Raw genomic sequence first — 16694 nt, 5'->3', positions numbered from 1 at the left:
GTCAATAAAGCCGGCACGGCCTTGAGCCAAGGTGGCTGAACCCGTTACGCGCCGGCTACCGACGCTGCTCATGGAGGCTTGTGATATGAGGTGCTCTATCAATCGATCACACCTGACGCTTGCCCTCTGTGTGGTGGCCCTTGTGGGCTGTACCGACACCCGCGACCGGGCATCGCAAAAAACCGCATCCATGCCCGCGCTGGCCTTGGTAAACGACGTGTGTTCGCTGTGCCACGGGCTGACGGGGGAGTCGGTAGCGCCGTTGTTTCCCAAATTGGCCGGCCAGCAAAAAGACTACCTGAAGCAGCAGTTGACGGATTTCAAAAACCATACGCGCATGGATAAAGCCTCGACTCAATACATGTGGGGCTTTACCCATTTGACCGAATCGCAGATCACTGAACTGGCGGACTACTATTCAAAACAGCCGGCCATGCAGGCTGAAGCCGAAACGCCTGACGCGCGGGGCGAATTGATCTTTCGCCACGGCGTGCCGGAATCCGGCATCGCTCAGTGCAGCGCCTGTCATGGCGCCGAGGGCCGGGGCCATGGCCAGACCCCACGCGTGGCAGGCCAGCATGCCGCCTACATGATTCGCCAGATCCAGGTGTTTCAACAGGCCGACCTGCGTGAGCGCGGTGACCTGACGAGCCAGATTGCGCACACACTGTCGGACGCCGATGCCGAGGCAGTCGCGCATTACATGGCCAGGCTGGGGCCATGAAGCTCACGGCCGTACCGCAGGCGCCCAGCGCGCCGACGTCGACGGTCAAGCGCTCGCGGGCGGTGAGTAATGAGGACATTGCCGCGGTGTTTGACGATATCGCCGACCTGCTCGAAATCGATGACGCCAACCCGTTTCGCATCCGCGCTTATCGGGTTGCGGCGCGCACGCTGAGGGCGCTGACGGTCGAGTTGGCGCCGCTCATCGCACGTGGGGAAACCTTGCCGAAACTGCCGGGTATCGGCGTCGATCTGACGGCCAAGATCAGTGAAATCGCCAGCACCGGTGATTGTGCGCTACGGCAACGCCTGCGCTCGACATTGCCGCCTGGGCTGGTTGAACTGCTGTCCATCGCCGGCCTCGGCCCCAAACGCATCAAACACCTGTATCACGGCCTGGGAATCGAAACCGCGCAGCAACTGTGCGAGGCCGCCGAGCAGGGCCACATCCGCCACGTGCCCGGTTTTGGCGAAAGGCTCGAGGCGCGCTTATTGAGCGCCGCGCAGAAGGGGCTCGGAAAGGATCGCCGGTTGCCGCTGGGCGTTGTCGAGCCCGTGGCGCTGCAGTTGATCGAGTATCTGCATCAACTGCCCGGGGTCGAGGACGCGAGGTTGGCCGGCAGTCTGCGGCGCATGCGCGATACCGTGGGCGACATCGACATCCTGGTGGCGGCAGCGCCCGCAGTGGCGGTCACTGCACACCTGATCAAGCACCCGGAGGTGTCCACCGTATTGGTCAAAGGCCGCACGCGGGCCAGTGTCGTACTGGACTCCGGCCTGCAAGTCGACGTGCGGGTGGTCAAGCCCGCGGACTGGGGCGCCGCGCTGGTGTATTTCACCGGCAGCAAGGCGCACAACATTGCGATTCGCAAGCAGGCGCGGGAACAGGGCCTGAAGCTCAACGAGTATGGCGTGTTCAAGGGCGAGGAACGCCTGGCGGGTGCCACGGAGGTCTCGGTTTATCAGGCCCTGGGGTTGCCGTGGATCACGCCGGAGCTGCGCGAAGATCGCGGTGAGGTCGCGGCGGCACTCAGCGGGCGTTTGCCCAGGCTGGTGGAAGTGAGTGATCTCAAGGGTGACTTGCACGCGCACACCTGCGACGCGGATGGCGCCAATACCCTGGAACAGATGGCACTGGCCGCGCAGCAAGCCGGGTTGGAATACCTGGCGATCACCGATCATTTCCTGGACAGCGAGCGGCTGCTGAAGCAGATCGACCAGATCGATGCGCTCAACGCCCGCCTGCGCGGCATCACCTTGCTCAAGGGGGTTGAAGTCGAGATCCTGGAAGATGGCAGCCTGGGGCTGCCAGACACTGTCCTCGCTCGTCTGGACCTTGTGGTGGGCGCGGTCCACATGCATTTCAACCTGACACTGCGGCAACAGACGCAACGCCTGCTCAGGGCCATGGATCATCGCTATTTCACGCTACTGGCGCACCCGCTGTGTCGCCTGATCAATCAGCGCGCGCCGTTGAACATGGACCTGTCGGCCGTCATCAGGGCCGCCTCTGCACGCGGCTGCTGCCTGGAGCTCAACGCACAACCCCAGCGCATGGACCTGTTCGACCTTCAATGCCAATACGCCAAAGACCAACACGTGCTGATCAGCATCAATTCGGATGCCCAGCGCACCGCGGATTTTGCGTACTTGCGCTACGGCGTCGCGCAAGCCCGGCGTGCCTGGCTGGAAAAGGGCGATGTACTCAATACCCGTTCGCTGAGCGCGCTGAAGTCGTTGTTGGCTGCTACGGCAGGCGGGCGTGCGCAAGGCGCCGGGAACTGACGGTTCGGTCTGATTCTTGGTCGAAAGTTGACAAAAATCAGAGCCCCGCACCGACGGCGCCGGATACTTGAACCGTAGCCGGAGCGTTCCTGCTACGACCCTCAAGGAGAATACCCATGAATATGCGTTTACCCGTAGTGTTGCTCAGCGTCCTCCTCGCGTTATCGGCTGGTTGCAGTAACAAACCGGCCAAAGAACTGGATGCACGCCTGGAGGCTGCTCAAAGCACTGCGCTGTCGGCACGCGCCAGAGCCGATGAAGCCTACTCGAAAGCGGAGCAGGCGGCGATGGCGGCCAATCAGGCGCAACAGACTGCCGACCAGGCCAATGAGCGCGCCAGCCGGATGCTCGAAAAAGCCAGCCGCAAATAGTGAACGGTTGCAGCACCCGACACATCGTCGGGTTTGCTGCAAGACAGCCGCAGGCCTGCAACCAGCCCTGCCAGGCAGCACATCTGGCACCTGCGCGTCGACTCAACAGCATTGGCTTGGTTTTCCCCGACTATCATCTCTTCGCGTAACGGACTGCCGCTGAACATGTGGCTTAGGCTGACGTTCGGCAGGCGTTACCTGTGCATTCGCACGCTCTTGAAGATCGAGCTGTTCGATATTTTCCGGGGATGAAGCGTTGAACCACTGCAGATAAAAAAAAGCCCCTTGTCGGTTTCCCGCCAAGGGGCAGTGCAGCCTGGGATTCATTCGCCTTTGATCGGCACGACTTTATCCGCTTTCATGGCTTCTGGCTTTTTCGGCAACGAGATGCACAGCACGCCTTTGCTGAAACTCGCGTCGATCTTATCGGCATCAATACCTTTGGGCAGGTTGAACACCCGCTCGAAGGAACCGTAGTGACGCTCGCTAAGATGGTAGCCTTTGCGTTTTTCTTCCTTGTCCTCCTGTTTCTCGCCTTTGATGATCAGGCTGCCGTTGGACAGTTTGACCTCAATGTCTTTCTGATCCATGCCGGGTACTTCGGCGGTGATCTCGTAGCTTTTGTCTTTCTCGGTGATGTCCACGGCAGGCATGCCATGGCCGATCAGCTCGCGACGCCAGAACGGTTCAACGTCGAACAGCCCCCGGCTGAAGGGCGACAGGCCGGAACCGAGATTGAAGTCATCAAACAGGTGGTCCACCTGTTGCCGCAGTTTTTCCAGCGGCCGCCACAGGTCTGTCGTCATGGGATGCTGGTCGGATTTATGTTCGGTAGTGACCGGCATTTTTTTTGCGGAATTGCTCATCTTTCGGTACTCCTCTTCAGATAGAAGGCAGGCAGCAGAACGGCCTCTGCGCGGCCTGCCAGGACAGAACACGGGGGCAAGCCCATCGTTACAAGGTCAGCGTCCCCGACCACAGCATCCAGCCGGCATAGGCCGCGGCCGCCCAGATGATGATCAACAGGCCGGTCTCGGGGCCGCTGAGCGCTTGTCCCTGACGGGCGCGCAGGGTGCCCAGGTAGATCAACGAGCCCGGGGCGTAGAGGAGGGCGCTGAGCAGCATATATTTCGGCCCGGCGGCATAGAGCAACCACATGCAATACAGCGTGGCGACCGCCGCGATGGCCATGTCGCGCAATTGCAGGGCGCGGTGGCCGGCATAGGTGTCACCCTTCCAGGTCAATTTCAGCGCATACAGGCCGCTGAACAGGTACGGCAATAGAATCATCGAGGTGGCCAGGGAGATCAGCGCGAGATAGGTAGCGCTCGAATACAAGGTCAGCAGCAGGAACAATTGAATGCAGCCGTTGGTCAGCCACAGCGCATTGGCTGGCGCGCCTTGGGTGTTTTCCACGCCCAGCGAGACAGGCATGACCTTTTCCTTGGCGGGCGTGAACACCGACTCGGCCGCCAGCAACGTCCAGGCGAGCAGGGCGCCGCCGACCGAAACAATCAGGCCGATGCTGATCAGCACCGCGCCCCATGGCCCGGCCGCGGCCTGCAGCACGCCCGCCATCGAGGGGTTCTTCAAGGCGGCGAGTTCCGGTTGTTTGAGCACCCCCAGCGACAGCAAGGACACCGAAATCAGCAGCAACAACGTGATGACAAAACCGATCACCGTGGCCCGCCCGACATTGGCCCGCTCCGCCGCACGGGCAGAAAACACGTTGGCGCCCTCAATCCCGATAAACACCCAAACGGTGACCAGCATCGTGCTTTTGACTTGATCGAGCGTACTGCCCAACGCTGGCGAGCCCCAGAAGTCGACAGTGAACGTTTCACGCTGGAACGCGGCGATCACCAGGCCGATGAACAACAGCAACGGCACGATCTTCGCGACCGTCGTCAACGCATTGGCCCGCGCAGCGGTGCGCAAGCCCCTGAGGATCATCCAGTGCAACGCCCACAACACCACGGACGCACCGGCGATCGCCGCCTTGTTATTGCCTTCGCCAAACACCGGAAAGAAGTAACTCAGCGCAGCGAACAGGATCACCAGGTAACTGACGTTGCCGATCCAGGCACTGATCCAATAACCCCAGGCGGAGTTGAAGCTCAGGTATTCGCCACCCAGCGCACGCGCATAGGCAAACACACCGTTGTCCAGCGCGGGCTGGCGGTTGGACAGGGTCTGATAGACCAGCGCCAGCGACAGCATGCCGATGCCGGTGATCAACCAACCGATCAGAATCGCACCGGCGCCCGCACTGGCGGCCATGTTTTGCGGCAGGCTGAAAATGCCGCTGCCGATCATCGAACCGACCACCAGGGCAATCAACAAGCTCAGCGACAAGCGCTTGGGTTCTACCTTGCGCAGACTGCCTGCCACGGGTTGGACAGCCGGCGGGACGATCGGTTGAGAGCCTTGCAGATGCGTAGCCATGACGAGCCTCCACGAAAACGTGAGTATCTGCACCGTCGAATGCGAGGGTGCGACTGCTGCATCTAATTTCTGCGCGAAGGGGCTGGGTCTGGTTGATTTAGATCAGATGTAAGTGTCTGCGGATCAGTCGCAATACTTAACTGATTGAATTGTTTTTCAAAAAACATTTTTTCGCGGGTGTTTTCGTCGTTAAACGCCAAAGTGTTGTTCGTCGATGATATTGATGCGCCAGGAACGCCCTGAACCGTAACGGGAACATTTTATTGAGGAAGGTCAAGCAGCCGCGCCCCGTGGATGCCAGGATAAGGCCAACCTGGGGCAAGGTTCCCTGTAACCTCATCGAGTGTCGAGGCGGCCCATGATGCGAGCATTACGGTTACTGCTTGGCAGCTCCCGTCAGGCCGTGGATTCCCCGGCGTTGTGGAGCCGCGCATGATGGATGCCCCTTGCCCGGCGTTGTTGGTGCTGAATGCGGGCTCTTCAACCCTCAAGTTTTCCCTTTACTTCGTGGCGGCACCCACGGTCCATTGCCTGGGCAGCGGCATGATTGAAGTGCGCCAGGGCAGGGCAACGCTGGTGTATCAGGCCCCAGGATCCGAGGCCGAACATCAGGAGCAATGGCGCGCCGACAGTTGCATGGACGCAGTTTCCCTGGGCAACCTGATGCGTTGGCTGGGCAGCAACCGCCAATGGCAGATTGTCGGCGCGGCGCATCGGGTGGTCCATGGCGGCGCCCGTCGGGAAGTGGCTGCGCGGGTCGATAGCGCGCTGATCGACGAGATACAACGACTGATTCCAATGGCGCCCTTGCACCAGCCCTTGTGCCTGGCACCGATTCTCCATATGGCCCGCGAGCATCCCGAGCTGCCTCAGGTGGCCTGCTTCGACACCGCCTTTCACCACACGCTCGACCCGCTGGAAACCTTGTACGGCCTGCCCCGGGCACTGAGCGAGGCGGGCCTGCGGCGTTACGGCTTCCATGGTTTGTCCTACGAGTACATTGCCGGGGTCCTGGCGGATTACGACCCGCGCGCGGCGGCCGGGCGCACCCTGGTCGCACACCTGGGCAACGGTGCCAGCCTGTGCGCGATGCGTAACCGCATCAGTTGCGGCACCACCATGGGGTTTTCCACCCTGGACGGGCTGTTGATGGGCACCCGCCCGGGCAACCTGGACCCCGGCATCGTGCTGTACCTGCTGCGCGAACGCGGCATGAGCGCGGCGGCGGTTGAACACCTGCTGTACCACGAGTCCGGATTGCTGGGCGTCTCTGGCGGTGTGGCGAGTGATATGCGGACGCTGCTGGCCAGCCACGCCGAAGGGGCCGCGCAGGCCATTGAGTTGTTTGTACGGCGTGCCGTCAAGGAAATCGGCGCGCTGGCCGCATTGCTCGGCGGGCTCGACGCGTTGGTGTTCACCGGCGGCATTGGCGAACATGCACCCACCGTGCGTGAGGGGATTCTCGACGGTTGCGCCTGGTTAGGCGTAACCCGCAACCAGCACCCGCCCACCGGAGCCTGCCTGACGACGCCGGACAGCCCTGTATCGGCCTGGGTCATCGCCACTGATGAAAATGCAGTCATCGCTCGACACAGCCTGGCCTTGCTGCCGGCGCCGGCATCGAGCGAGGCGCTTTAGCCACTATCGCCTTGAGGTGTCGACGTGTATGCATTCTTGCCACGCGAACTGCCAGAGCAGTTGCGCGCATTGACCGAGCTTGCGCTTAACCTGCGCTGGACCTGGAACCATGCGCTCGACGAGCTCTGGAAAAGCATCGACCCGCAGCTGTGGGAGCGTACCCACAACCCCTGGCTGATACTGCAGAACACCTCGCCGCACCGGCTAGGAGAACTCTGCCGAGATGCGACGTTCTCGCAAACCCTCGCGCACGCCATCGAAGAGCATCGGCACTACCTCAGCGAGCCGGGTTGGTATGCGCAGCAGACAAGCGCCGGCGATTCCAAGCAGATCGCCTACTTCAGCATGGAATTCGGCCTGAGCGAGGCGCTGGCGCTTTATGCCGGCGGGCTCGGTGTGCTGGCCGGGGATTACCTGAAGACGGCAAGCGACATGGGCGTACCGGTGCTCGGGGTGGGGTTGCTCTATCAGGAAGGCTATTTTCGACAATCCATCGACGCGATGGGGCGCCAGCAGGAGGCCTACCCCTATAACGACCCCACCAGCCTGCCGATCCAGCCGACGTTTGGACAGGACGGCGCGTGGTTGAAAATCCCCTTGGCGCTTCCCGGCCGGACCCTGTATTTACGCGTGTGGCAGGCCATCGTCGGGCGTACCAGCCTGTACCTGCTCGACAGTAATGACCTGCTCAACGGCGCCAGCGACCGTGGCATCACCTCGAAGTTGTACGGTGGCGGTTCGGAAATGCGCTTGCTGCAGGAAGTGGTGCTTGGCATCGGCGGCTGGGCCACACTCGAAGCGTTGGCGATCAATGTCGATGTGTGCCACCTCAACGAAGGTCATGCTGCACTGCTGGTGCTGGAGCGTGCCCGGCGCTTCATGCATCAGAAGGGCACATCGTTCCAGGAAGCCTGGTGGGCGACGCGGGCAGGCAACGTGTTTACGACCCATACGCCAGTGGCTGCGGGTTTCGATGTGTTTTCCGCGGAACTGGTGCTCAAGTATGCCCGCGGCTATCTCGACGACTGCCGCCTCACATCGCACGAGTTGCTGGCGTTGGGCAGACGCAATCCGTCGGACGCGGATGAACCCTTCAACATGGCTTTTCTGGCGCTGCGTGGGTGCGCTCAAGCCAATGGTGTGAGCCGCTTGCACGGCGAGGTCAGCCGACGGCTATTCAGCGATTTGTATCCCCGCTGGCCTGTTCAAGAGATACCGGTGGGGCATGTCACCAACGGTGTGCATGTGCCGTCCTGGGACTCAATGTGGTCCGATCATCTGTGGACCACAAGCTGCGGCAAGGAGCGTTGGCGCGGCGCAGTCGAGTTGCTGCCGGCGACGGTCGCCAACAATGACGACGAGGCCTTGTGGAACATGGCTGCCGAGCAACGGCGCGACCTGGTGAACTATGCGCGCAAGCGCCTGGCCTGGCAGCTCGAGCAGCGTGGCGAATCGGCGCAGCAGGTGGCGGAGGGCGGGCAGGTGTTTGACCCCAACTGCCTCACGCTCGGGTTTGCGCGACGCTTCACCGACTATAAGCGCCCGAACCTGCTGCTGCACGACAGCGACCGCCTGGCGCGGCTGTTAACCAACGAGCAGCATCCGGTACAACTGCTCATCGCTGGCAAGGCTCATCCCGCCGATGAGCGGGGCAAGCAACTGATCCAGGCATGGCTCGACTTCGTGCATCGCCCGGGGCTGCGCCGGCATGTGGTGTTCCTGGAAGACTACGACCTGGAAATGGCCCAACACCTGGTGCAAGGCGTCGATGTCTGGATCAACACCCCGCGTCGGCCCTGGGAAGCCTGCGGCACCAGTGGCATGAAGGTGCTCGTCAACGGCGGGTTGAACCTCTCGGAACTCGATGGTTGGTGGGCGCAAGCGTACCAGCCCGCCTATGGCTGGGCGATCGGGGATGACGCGCCGAGCGATGACGACGTCGACGCCGAGCGCTTGTACGGTCTGTTGGAAAACGAGGTCGTCCCCACGTTCTATTCACGCGATGCACAGGGTATTCCACGCGACTGGGTGCAACGCATGCGCGCCAGCATGTCGCAGCTGGGGCCGTACTACAGCAGCAATCGCATGCTGCAGGAATACCTGGAGAATCTTTACCAACCGGCGATTCAGGCGTTTCGACGCCGCCGCGAGGATAACGCGGCACTGGCGCGCACGCTCCATGCCTGGCAGAAGGCGTTGACGGCGGCCTGGGACAATATTCACTTCGGCGCGGTCGAGGGGCATCGCGATGGCGACTGTCTGAGCGTTCGCGTGCCGGTCTATTTGGGTGAGATCTCGCCTCTGTGGGTCAAGGTGGAACTCTATGGCGGCCTGTGCGACGAGTACCCCGCAGAGTGCTTGCTGATGAAAGCCGTCGATGTGATTCCGGGCGCCATCCAGGGTTATATCTATTCCATTTCGGTCGCCGCCACGCGCCCGCTGGAGCACTACACTCCGAGGGTTCGCGCCTGGCACGCGGATGCCTTTCTGCCAGCGGAAAACCCATTGATTGCGTGGCAGCGTTGAGCGGCGATGCGCCTATTGTCAGCGAGCCAAACCGGGGTAAAGCCTGGCGGCCAACAGCTGAAGAACGGTGAACACCGAGAGCATCACCTATCGCAACGGGCGCTGTCCCACGCGGCAGCAAAGCGCATTTGTTGATAAAGATCAGAGGGCATCGGGAGCAACCCCAGATACTCGTGCGACTGACTTAACCGTCTTCCCGCACTCTCGACTCAACAAAAAGGAAAAGGATCATGGGCGCAGCCGCCATTTCCCCGCAGGCTGAACGTTTCAATCTGCCGGTCAGTGAATGGGTTACCTCGACTGTTGATCCGCTGGCGCTAGCGCCGGTTTCACCGGCCATTACCAGCGTGGCGGCGAGAGCCAAGGTCCTGTTCGTGACCTCCGAATTGGCCGGCCTCGTGAAAACCGGCGGGCTCGGCGATGTATCGGCGGCATTGCCCCGGGCCCTGCATCCCCTGCACGATGTGCGCGTGTTGATGCCGGGTTACCCGCAAGTGCTCAACAGTGGAAATCCGGTCCATGTGATCAGCGAGCTGGAGGGCCATGCGGCATTGCCGGCGTGCAAGATCGTGCGGATGGACATGACGGATGGCCTGGTCATTTACCTGGTGATCTGTCCCGAACTGTATGAGCGTGAAGGCACTCCTTACGGGGATAACAATGGCCGTGACTGGCCGGATAACCATATCCGGTTTGCCCGTCTCGGCCTGGCCGCGGCCGACTTCGCCGCAGGCGCGGTGAAGTGCCAGTGGCGTCCGGAGCTGGTGCACGCGCATGATTGGCCGGCCGGCCTCGCGCCGGCGTACATGCGCTGGCGTGGGCAGGCCACACCGAGCGTTTTCACCATCCATAACCTTGCCTATCAAGGCATGGTCAGCAGCGGTTCCCGGCGCGAACTGGGCATCCCCGAGCACGCGCTGGCCTCGGACGGTATGGAGTTCTACGGCAAGCTCTCGTTGCTCAAGGCCGGCATGGCCTATGCCAACCACATCACCACCGTCAGCGCGACCTACGCCCGGGAAATCACCACGCCAGCATTCGGTTGCGGCCTGGACGGCTTTCTGCAGAGCAAAGCCGAACAAGGGCTGCTCAGCGGCATTGCCAATGGTATCGACGCCAGTTGGGACGCCGAAACCGATGAGCACTTGATCTGCCGGTTTGCCGCTAACGATTGGCTCGGCAAGGCGGTGAACGCCCACTATGTCCGCCAGTTGTTCAATCTCAAGCCGTCGACGGGGCCTCTGTTCGCGGTGGTATCGCGTCTGGTCTTCCAGAAAGGCCTGGATCTGACCATTGGCGTTGCCGGGCACATCGTCAGGCAGGGCGGGCAGATCGCCATCATCGGCCGTGGCGAACCGCAGGAAGAGGAGGCCGCACGGGAGCTGGCCCAGCGCTTCCCGGGCCAGGTCGGTGTGCTTATCGGCTTCAACGAAACGGATGCCCGGCGCATGTTTGCCGGCAGTGACTTCCTGCTCATGCCGTCGCGCTATGAACCGTGCGGCCTGAGCCAGATGTATGCGCAGCGTTTCGGCTCATTACCGGTAGCCCGTAATACCGGTGGGCTGGCCGACACGATCGAAGATGGCGTGAGCGGTTTTCTGTTCGAGGCGCCCACCGTGGAAAGCTACGCGGCAGCACTGACGCGGGCGATCAAGGTGTTCGCCAACCCTGAGTTGCTCAATGCAATGCGCTGCCGCGCCATGCGCAAGCCGTTCGATTGGCACCAAGCCATAAAGCCTTACAGCGCCCTGTATCTGCGATTGCTGAAGGCCAATCGGGTATCCCTGGCGGTCCCCTCACTCAATGGAGAGATATCGTGACCCATTCACAGCCGCACATTCGTTGGTTCAAGGACTTGGGTATCAACGACGTCGCACAGGTCGGTGGCAAGAACGCCTCGCTGGGAGAGATGTACCAGAACCTGACAGGCCAGGGCATCCGCGTACCCAACGGGTTTGCCGTTACTTCAGACGCGTACCGTTATGTCCTTGAGCACAACAAGGCGTGGGCGCCGCTGCATACCGCGCTCGACGGCCTCGACCCCAACGACATCAAGGACCTGCAAGCCCGCGGCAAACGGGCGCGGGCGATTGTGTATGGCTGTACGCTGCCGGAAGACCTGAAGAGCGCGATACTGCACAGCTACGCCCAGCTCAAGCGCGAATACGGCAACAGCTTTTCACTGGCCGTGCGCTCCTCGGCAACCGCCGAGGACTCGCCGCAGGCCTCATTTGCCGGGCAGAACGAGACCTATCTCAATATCGCCAATGAAGATGCGCTGCTCGATGCCTACAAGCGTTGCCTGGCCTCCAACTTCACCGATCGGTCGATCCATTACAAATACGACAACGGCTTTGATTGCTTCAAAGTCGATCTCGCCGTCGTCATCATGAAAATGGTGCGCAGTGATCTCGGGGCCAGCGGCGTGATGTTTTCCCTGGATACGGAAACCGGCTTCAAGGATGTCGTGTTCATCAACGCCGCGTGGGGGCTTGGGGAGAATGTGGTGCAGGGCGCGCTGGCCCCGGACAGTTTCTACGTACACAAACCCAGCTTCGTCGCCGGTTATCGTGGCGTGCTCAAGCGTAGCCTGGGCAGCAAAGAAAAGAAGATGGTGTTTACCGACACCCTCAATACCGGGAACATCGCGCAGGAGTACACCGCGAATATCGAAACACCCGACGAAGAACAAACGCGCTTTTGCCTCTCGGACGGGGACGTGATGGTCCTGGCTGACTATGCCATCAAGGTTGAAAACCACTATTCGAGCAAAGCCGGTTTCTACAAACCCATGGACATGGAGTGGGCGAAAGACGGGATCGATGGCCACTTGTATATGGTCCAGGCGCGCCCCGAAACGGTGGCCTCGCAGAAAAAAGGCAGCGTGCTGCAGATCTATCACCTCAAGCAACGCTCGTCAGTGCTGCTTAAGGGGAAGGCGGTCGGCACCCGCATCGGTGCCGGGAAGGCCCGTATCGTCAACGATGTGAAACAGCTCAGCGAGTTTCAACCGGGCGAAGTGCTGGTCTCCGAAGCCACGACTCCGGATTGGGAACCGGTGATGAAAACCGCCGCCGCGATTGTGACGAACCGCGGCGGACGCACCTGCCACGCGGCCATCGTGGCGCGGGAGCTGGGTATTCCCGCGATCGTGGGCGCCACCAATGCGGCAGCGACAATCAAAACCGGCGCCTTGTTGACCGTCAGTTGCGCCGAAGGCGAAATCGGAACGGTCTACGACGGCATCCTGGATTTTGATGTCGAGGAAACGGACCTCAGCCAACTCGGGCATCCCGACACGCACATCATGATGAACCTGGCCAACCCCGACCAGGCCTTCAGCCTGGCCTCGCTGCCGGTCGACGGTATCGGTCTGGCGCGCATGGAGTTCATCATCAATGAATGCATCAAGGTCCATCCGATGGCCCTTGTCCACCCGAAAAAGCTGGATGACGCCACCCGTGAAAAAATCGCCGTGCTGAGCGCCGCGCATGCAGACCCTACGGATTTTTTCATCAAGACCTTGGCCGAAGGCGTCGCCACCATTGCCGCAGCGGTGTACCCAAAACCGTGCGTGGTACGCATGAGCGACTTCAAGAGCAATGAGTACGCGACCCTGCTGGGTGGGCAGTATTTCGAACCGGTAGAACACAACCCGATGATCGGTTTTCGCGGCGCGTCCCGATACAGCCATCCGGCTTATGCCGAAGGGTTTGCGTTGGAGTGCGCGGCGATGAAATGGGCGCGCGAACACATCGGCCTCACCAACATCAAGTTGATGATCCCGTTTTGCCGCACCGTGGCGGAGGGCGAAAGGGTATTGGCGACCATGGCCAACCATGGCCTGCAGCGCGGAGACAACGGGCTGGAGGTTTACATCATGTGCGAAATACCCAACAACGTGATCCAGATCGACGCGTTCGCCAAACTGTTCGACGGCTTCTCGATCGGTTCCAACGACCTGACCCAGTTGACGCTCGGCGTGGACCGCGACTCGGAAATCGTCGCCTTCGATTTCGATGAGCGCGACCCGGGCGTCAAGCAGATGATTCGCCTGGCGGTAGAAGGCGCCAAGCGTAACGGCCGACACTCGGGAATCTGCGGGCAGGCGCCGTCGGATTATCCCGAGATGGCGGAGTTTTTGGTGTCGATTGGCATCGACTCAATGAGCCTCAGCCCGGACGCGGTGCTGGCGACGATTCGGCATGTGCTGGCGGTGCAGACGCAGCGGTTACCGAGCGATGAGGCCGACCGGGGCAACATCGGCACGTGAGGCCTTTCATGCAAGGCCTTCGTCTCGCAATGCTTTGCGCACCGCAGGACGCACCTTGACCCGGTCATACCAGGCCCGGAGGTTATGCAAGTGCTCGAAGTGGATGTCGGCCTTGTAATAGCTGGTCAGCCAAGAGGCCTGGCCCCAGCCGGTCAATGCGAACAGATAGGCATCCGCCACCGTGAAGGCATCGCCCATGAGGTATGGACGGGTACTCAATTGTTCGTCGATCCAGGCGAAGCGCTTTTCCAGCTTTGGCTTGGCAGTCTCGACGTATTGACCTGCGAGTGTGGCGTACAACAGCGGAATGTAGCCCTTGTGAATCTCAGACGACAGGAAGCTCAGCCATTCCTGAAGTCGGTATCGATCGAGGGTGCCATGAGCGGGAACCAGCCCAAGCGCCGGCTTCAGGTCGCCCAAATACTGCACGATTGCCGGGCCTTCACGCAGGAGCGTGCCATCGTCCAGCTCGATGGCGGGTACGTAGCCCAGACGGTTGACCTCGAAGTAGTTGGCGCCCGAGTCGGTAAGGTGCGTCTTGTGATCGACCTTGATCAGCGTGGCATCGAGACCCAATTCATTCAGAACGATGTGGGGCGAAAGCGAGCAAGACGCGGGGATGTAGTACAACTTCATTGGCAAACTCCAGGACAGGGGGAGCGCTGTCAATCCAATGGAGAGCGCGCTTCAGCTGATTCTAGATGCCCGGTATAAAATAGGAAGAACGCACTATTTTGTAGTATAGGTACAAAAAATATACCTACACCCGGCCAGGACTCTGACTATGAAAGACAACATCTCCGGCTGCTCGGTCGAAGAAGCGATGCGTTTGTTGGGTGGCCGCTGGCGCCTGCTTCTTGCGTCCTACCTGCTCGATGGGCCGAAGCGTTTTAATGCGCTGAGGCGCGACATTCCGGCTATTTCACAACGCATGCTGACCCTCGATTTGCGCGCCCTTGAGCAAGCCGGGCTGGTCAAACGGACGGTATTCCCCACCGTGCCCGTGACGGTTGAGTACGAACTCACCGTGGACGGGCGACGATTGGAACCGGTCGTTGCGGTAATGAAAGAGTTTGGGCTGTGGGTCAAGAGTCGCCCATGTGAGGTGATACCGGCGCCCCATCAGCCCGTTGTGTCTTTGGAAGACCCTGTTTGATATTTACGGTAGGTCATCCAATTGCGTTCCCTCTAGGCCTGATCTAGGCTGCACCGAAAGTCAAATTGCCAGCATTGAGCAGAGGGAGACAGGATGCATACCTCTAACCGGTTAAAACAGGCCACTGGAAGGCTGAGTGCTATCGCTGGTGGCTGTGCTCTATCAGCACTTGTAGGCGGGTTATCATTGATGATGTCCGGCTGTGCGGTCCCGACTGCAACGGCTCATCTCTATCAGATCCAACCAAAACCAACCGCGGTTGCCGATCAAAAACTCCTCGACACGGCCACGCTCCTGCAAGCGCGGATCAAAGCAGGAAACGAGCTGGCAGAGTTAAAAAAACCGCCAGCGACGGACGAATCGATCAAGGCTGCAAAAAGTAAGTTCGACGCCGCCGACCTTCAATACAAACACGCCCTGGATGATTTGAAAAACGCCCGCGCCAGCCGCGTTACGGCCGATCTTTTCAGCACCGACAACACCCACGCCATTCGCAAGCCTGACAGCAACGGCAGTGGCGGCGATGTCTTCGCGGTGTATCTGACGGACGCCTACTTCAAGTACCTCAAAGACTTCGGTGGGGTCAATGAGGTGCTGATCGTTGCCGAATTCACCGAGGTGGGGAATGACGAAAAAACCGAAACCATCACTAAAGTGCTCGGCCCTTATCTTGGCGTCGCCGACGGCGCCAACCCTCCGATTTTGAACAAGCTGCTGTATGGCCCCAAGAAGCTAGACTCCGATCATTTGTCGATGAAGCTGACGGTGCTTGAATACGATCAAGGCGAGAATGAAGACACTGCCGCCTTTCTCGATTTCATCGGTTCTGCCAGCAAGACATTATCGCTGGCCAACCCGGTTACCGCTGCCGAGCAGGTGTTCGCCAAGGAAGTTGCCAAGAGTCTGCTAGCCCTGAACAAGGACGACGTGGTGATGCAAATCGACATGGACATGGTTGCCCGCCCGGCGGATGCCACGGCTGGTGAAAATGGCGCGATGCTACCCCTCAACCCCGGTAACTACGTGCTGATCAACCAGGAGCGATGCGCGCCGGCCAATTGCTATTTCTACCTAACGGGCAGGGGTAATCAAGAAAACCCACTGGCCTGGATCGGCGATTCGCTGATGCTGATTCCTACCGCCATCCGGCGCGGTTGGACTGACACGCCGGATCGGGCATCCCTCCAGGATATCGATTTAGGGGCAGACGGCATTGAGCCAGGCAACCATGGTTTACGTAAAGGCAGTGAGTTGTTCAAGGACAAAACCTGGCTGTCATTCTCCGTGGTCAAGGGCGGCGACGCTGGGCTGTGGGGCCGTCGCCGTGCATTGATCGAGGCGGAGCAGGCCGTGCAATCCATTAACAAGAAAAGCACCAGCGCGTTATTGATGAATGCAGGTTACGAACGTGCCAGGACCGCCCTGGATACCGCGCAAGCGCTGGAGCTGACCGGCCGCAACGGGATCTCCTTCGTATCGCCGTTGAACGACAAGGGCGAGTTTGCACCCAGCGCCACCACCAACACGTCGTTCTGTCTGAGTCACAACAAACCAGTCAATTCGCCGACCTATCGGGTATTCAATCTGGAAGATACCCCCCCTACAGAGGTAAAAGGCTTGACCCTTGTCAGCGTCAATGGGTCAACCAATCTGGCGTGTTTCAACTATGCCGCGAACACCCTTCACAAGGGCCGGCATCAACTGGTCGTCACCAGTTCGGGAGAGATGATGCCGGTGATCCAGAGCGTGCCATTTGTAGTGGTTCCTTGAGGCCGCG

Annotated in this window: 12 protein-coding genes; 9 read left to right on the top strand and 3 right to left on the bottom strand. The window is 60.4% G+C overall.

The window, feature by feature from the left end; genetic code table 11:
* The first annotated feature begins 190 nt into the window (after window positions 1-190).
* The 3 genes from NR164_RS02685 (at window position 191) to NR164_RS02675 (ending at window position 2879) form a co-directional block, all read left to right on the top strand.
* Window positions 191-724 (top strand): c-type cytochrome, encoded by a 534-nt coding sequence (locus tag NR164_RS02685; protein WP_165933311.1) that lies wholly within the window; start codon window positions 191-193, stop codon window positions 722-724.
* Window positions 721-2508, top strand: coding sequence for a DNA polymerase/3'-5' exonuclease PolX (gene polX, locus NR164_RS02680; protein WP_256822251.1), 1788 nt, complete (start codon window positions 721-723; stop codon window positions 2506-2508). Before NR164_RS02685 ends, polX begins: the two co-directional genes overlap by 4 nt.
* A gap of 116 nt (window positions 2509-2624) precedes the next feature.
* Window positions 2625-2879 carry an Lpp/OprI family alanine-zipper lipoprotein gene (locus tag NR164_RS02675; RefSeq protein WP_017845783.1) on the top strand — a complete coding sequence of 85 codons (255 nt, stop codon included), beginning with the start codon at window positions 2625-2627 and terminating at the stop codon, window positions 2877-2879.
* 323 nt (window positions 2880-3202) lie between these two features.
* Here the strand turns inward: NR164_RS02675 and NR164_RS02670 are convergent, their stop codons facing one another.
* Both NR164_RS02670 and arcD read right to left on the bottom strand, forming a co-directional pair.
* Window positions 3203-3745 (bottom strand): Hsp20/alpha crystallin family protein, encoded by a 543-nt coding sequence (locus tag NR164_RS02670; protein WP_017845784.1) that lies wholly within the window; start codon window positions 3743-3745, stop codon window positions 3203-3205.
* 88 nt (window positions 3746-3833) lie between these two features.
* On the bottom strand, window positions 3834-5324 hold the full coding sequence (gene arcD, locus NR164_RS02665) for an arginine-ornithine antiporter (protein WP_256822250.1): 1491 nt from the start codon (window positions 5322-5324) through the stop codon (window positions 3834-3836).
* Window positions 5325-5756: 432 nt separating this feature from the next.
* On the opposite strand from arcD, the gene NR164_RS02660 reads away from it, so the two are divergent.
* The 4 genes from NR164_RS02660 to ppsA all read left to right on the top strand — a co-directional run bounded on the left by NR164_RS02660 (window position 5757) and on the right by ppsA (window position 13761).
* Window positions 5757-6962, top strand: a complete 1206-nt coding sequence (locus tag NR164_RS02660; RefSeq protein ID WP_256822249.1) for an acetate/propionate family kinase — start codon at window positions 5757-5759, stop codon at window positions 6960-6962.
* Window positions 6963-6986: 24 nt separating this feature from the next.
* Window positions 6987-9488 carry an alpha-glucan family phosphorylase gene (glgP, locus tag NR164_RS02655; RefSeq protein WP_256822248.1) on the top strand — a complete coding sequence of 834 codons (2502 nt, stop codon included), beginning with the start codon at window positions 6987-6989 and terminating at the stop codon, window positions 9486-9488.
* Between the two features lie 227 nt (window positions 9489-9715).
* On the top strand, window positions 9716-11308 hold the full coding sequence (gene glgA, locus NR164_RS02650; protein WP_256822287.1) for a glycogen synthase GlgA: 1593 nt from the start codon (window positions 9716-9718) through the stop codon (window positions 11306-11308).
* A complete protein-coding gene (ppsA, locus tag NR164_RS02645) occupies window positions 11305-13761 on the top strand; it encodes a phosphoenolpyruvate synthase (protein ID WP_256822247.1) in 2457 nt (818 codons plus the stop codon). Before glgA ends, ppsA begins: the two co-directional genes overlap by 4 nt.
* A 6-nt stretch (window positions 13762-13767) precedes the next feature.
* Here ppsA and gstA read toward each other — a convergent pair whose 3' ends face one another.
* Window positions 13768-14397 carry a glutathione transferase GstA gene (gstA, locus tag NR164_RS02640; protein ID WP_046383405.1) on the bottom strand — a complete coding sequence of 210 codons (630 nt, stop codon included), beginning with the start codon at window positions 14395-14397 and terminating at the stop codon, window positions 13768-13770.
* A gap of 148 nt (window positions 14398-14545) precedes the next feature.
* Here gstA and NR164_RS02635 point away from each other — a divergent pair, with 148 nt between their 5' ends.
* Together NR164_RS02635 and NR164_RS02630 are read left to right on the top strand one after the other, a co-directional pair.
* Window positions 14546-14917, top strand: coding sequence for a helix-turn-helix domain-containing protein (locus tag NR164_RS02635; protein ID WP_177030144.1), 372 nt, complete (start codon window positions 14546-14548; stop codon window positions 14915-14917).
* Window positions 14918-15010: 93 nt separating this feature from the next.
* Window positions 15011-16687, top strand: a complete 1677-nt coding sequence (locus NR164_RS02630; protein WP_256822246.1) for a hypothetical protein — start codon at window positions 15011-15013, stop codon at window positions 16685-16687.
* Window positions 16688-16694 lie beyond the last annotated feature (7 nt).

It is taken from the genome of Pseudomonas sp. Pse79 (genome assembly GCF_024519615.1).
Classification (GTDB): Bacteria; Pseudomonadota; Gammaproteobacteria; order Pseudomonadales; family Pseudomonadaceae; genus Aquipseudomonas; species Aquipseudomonas veronii.
This window is presented reverse-complemented; position numbering and strand designations above follow the sequence as displayed.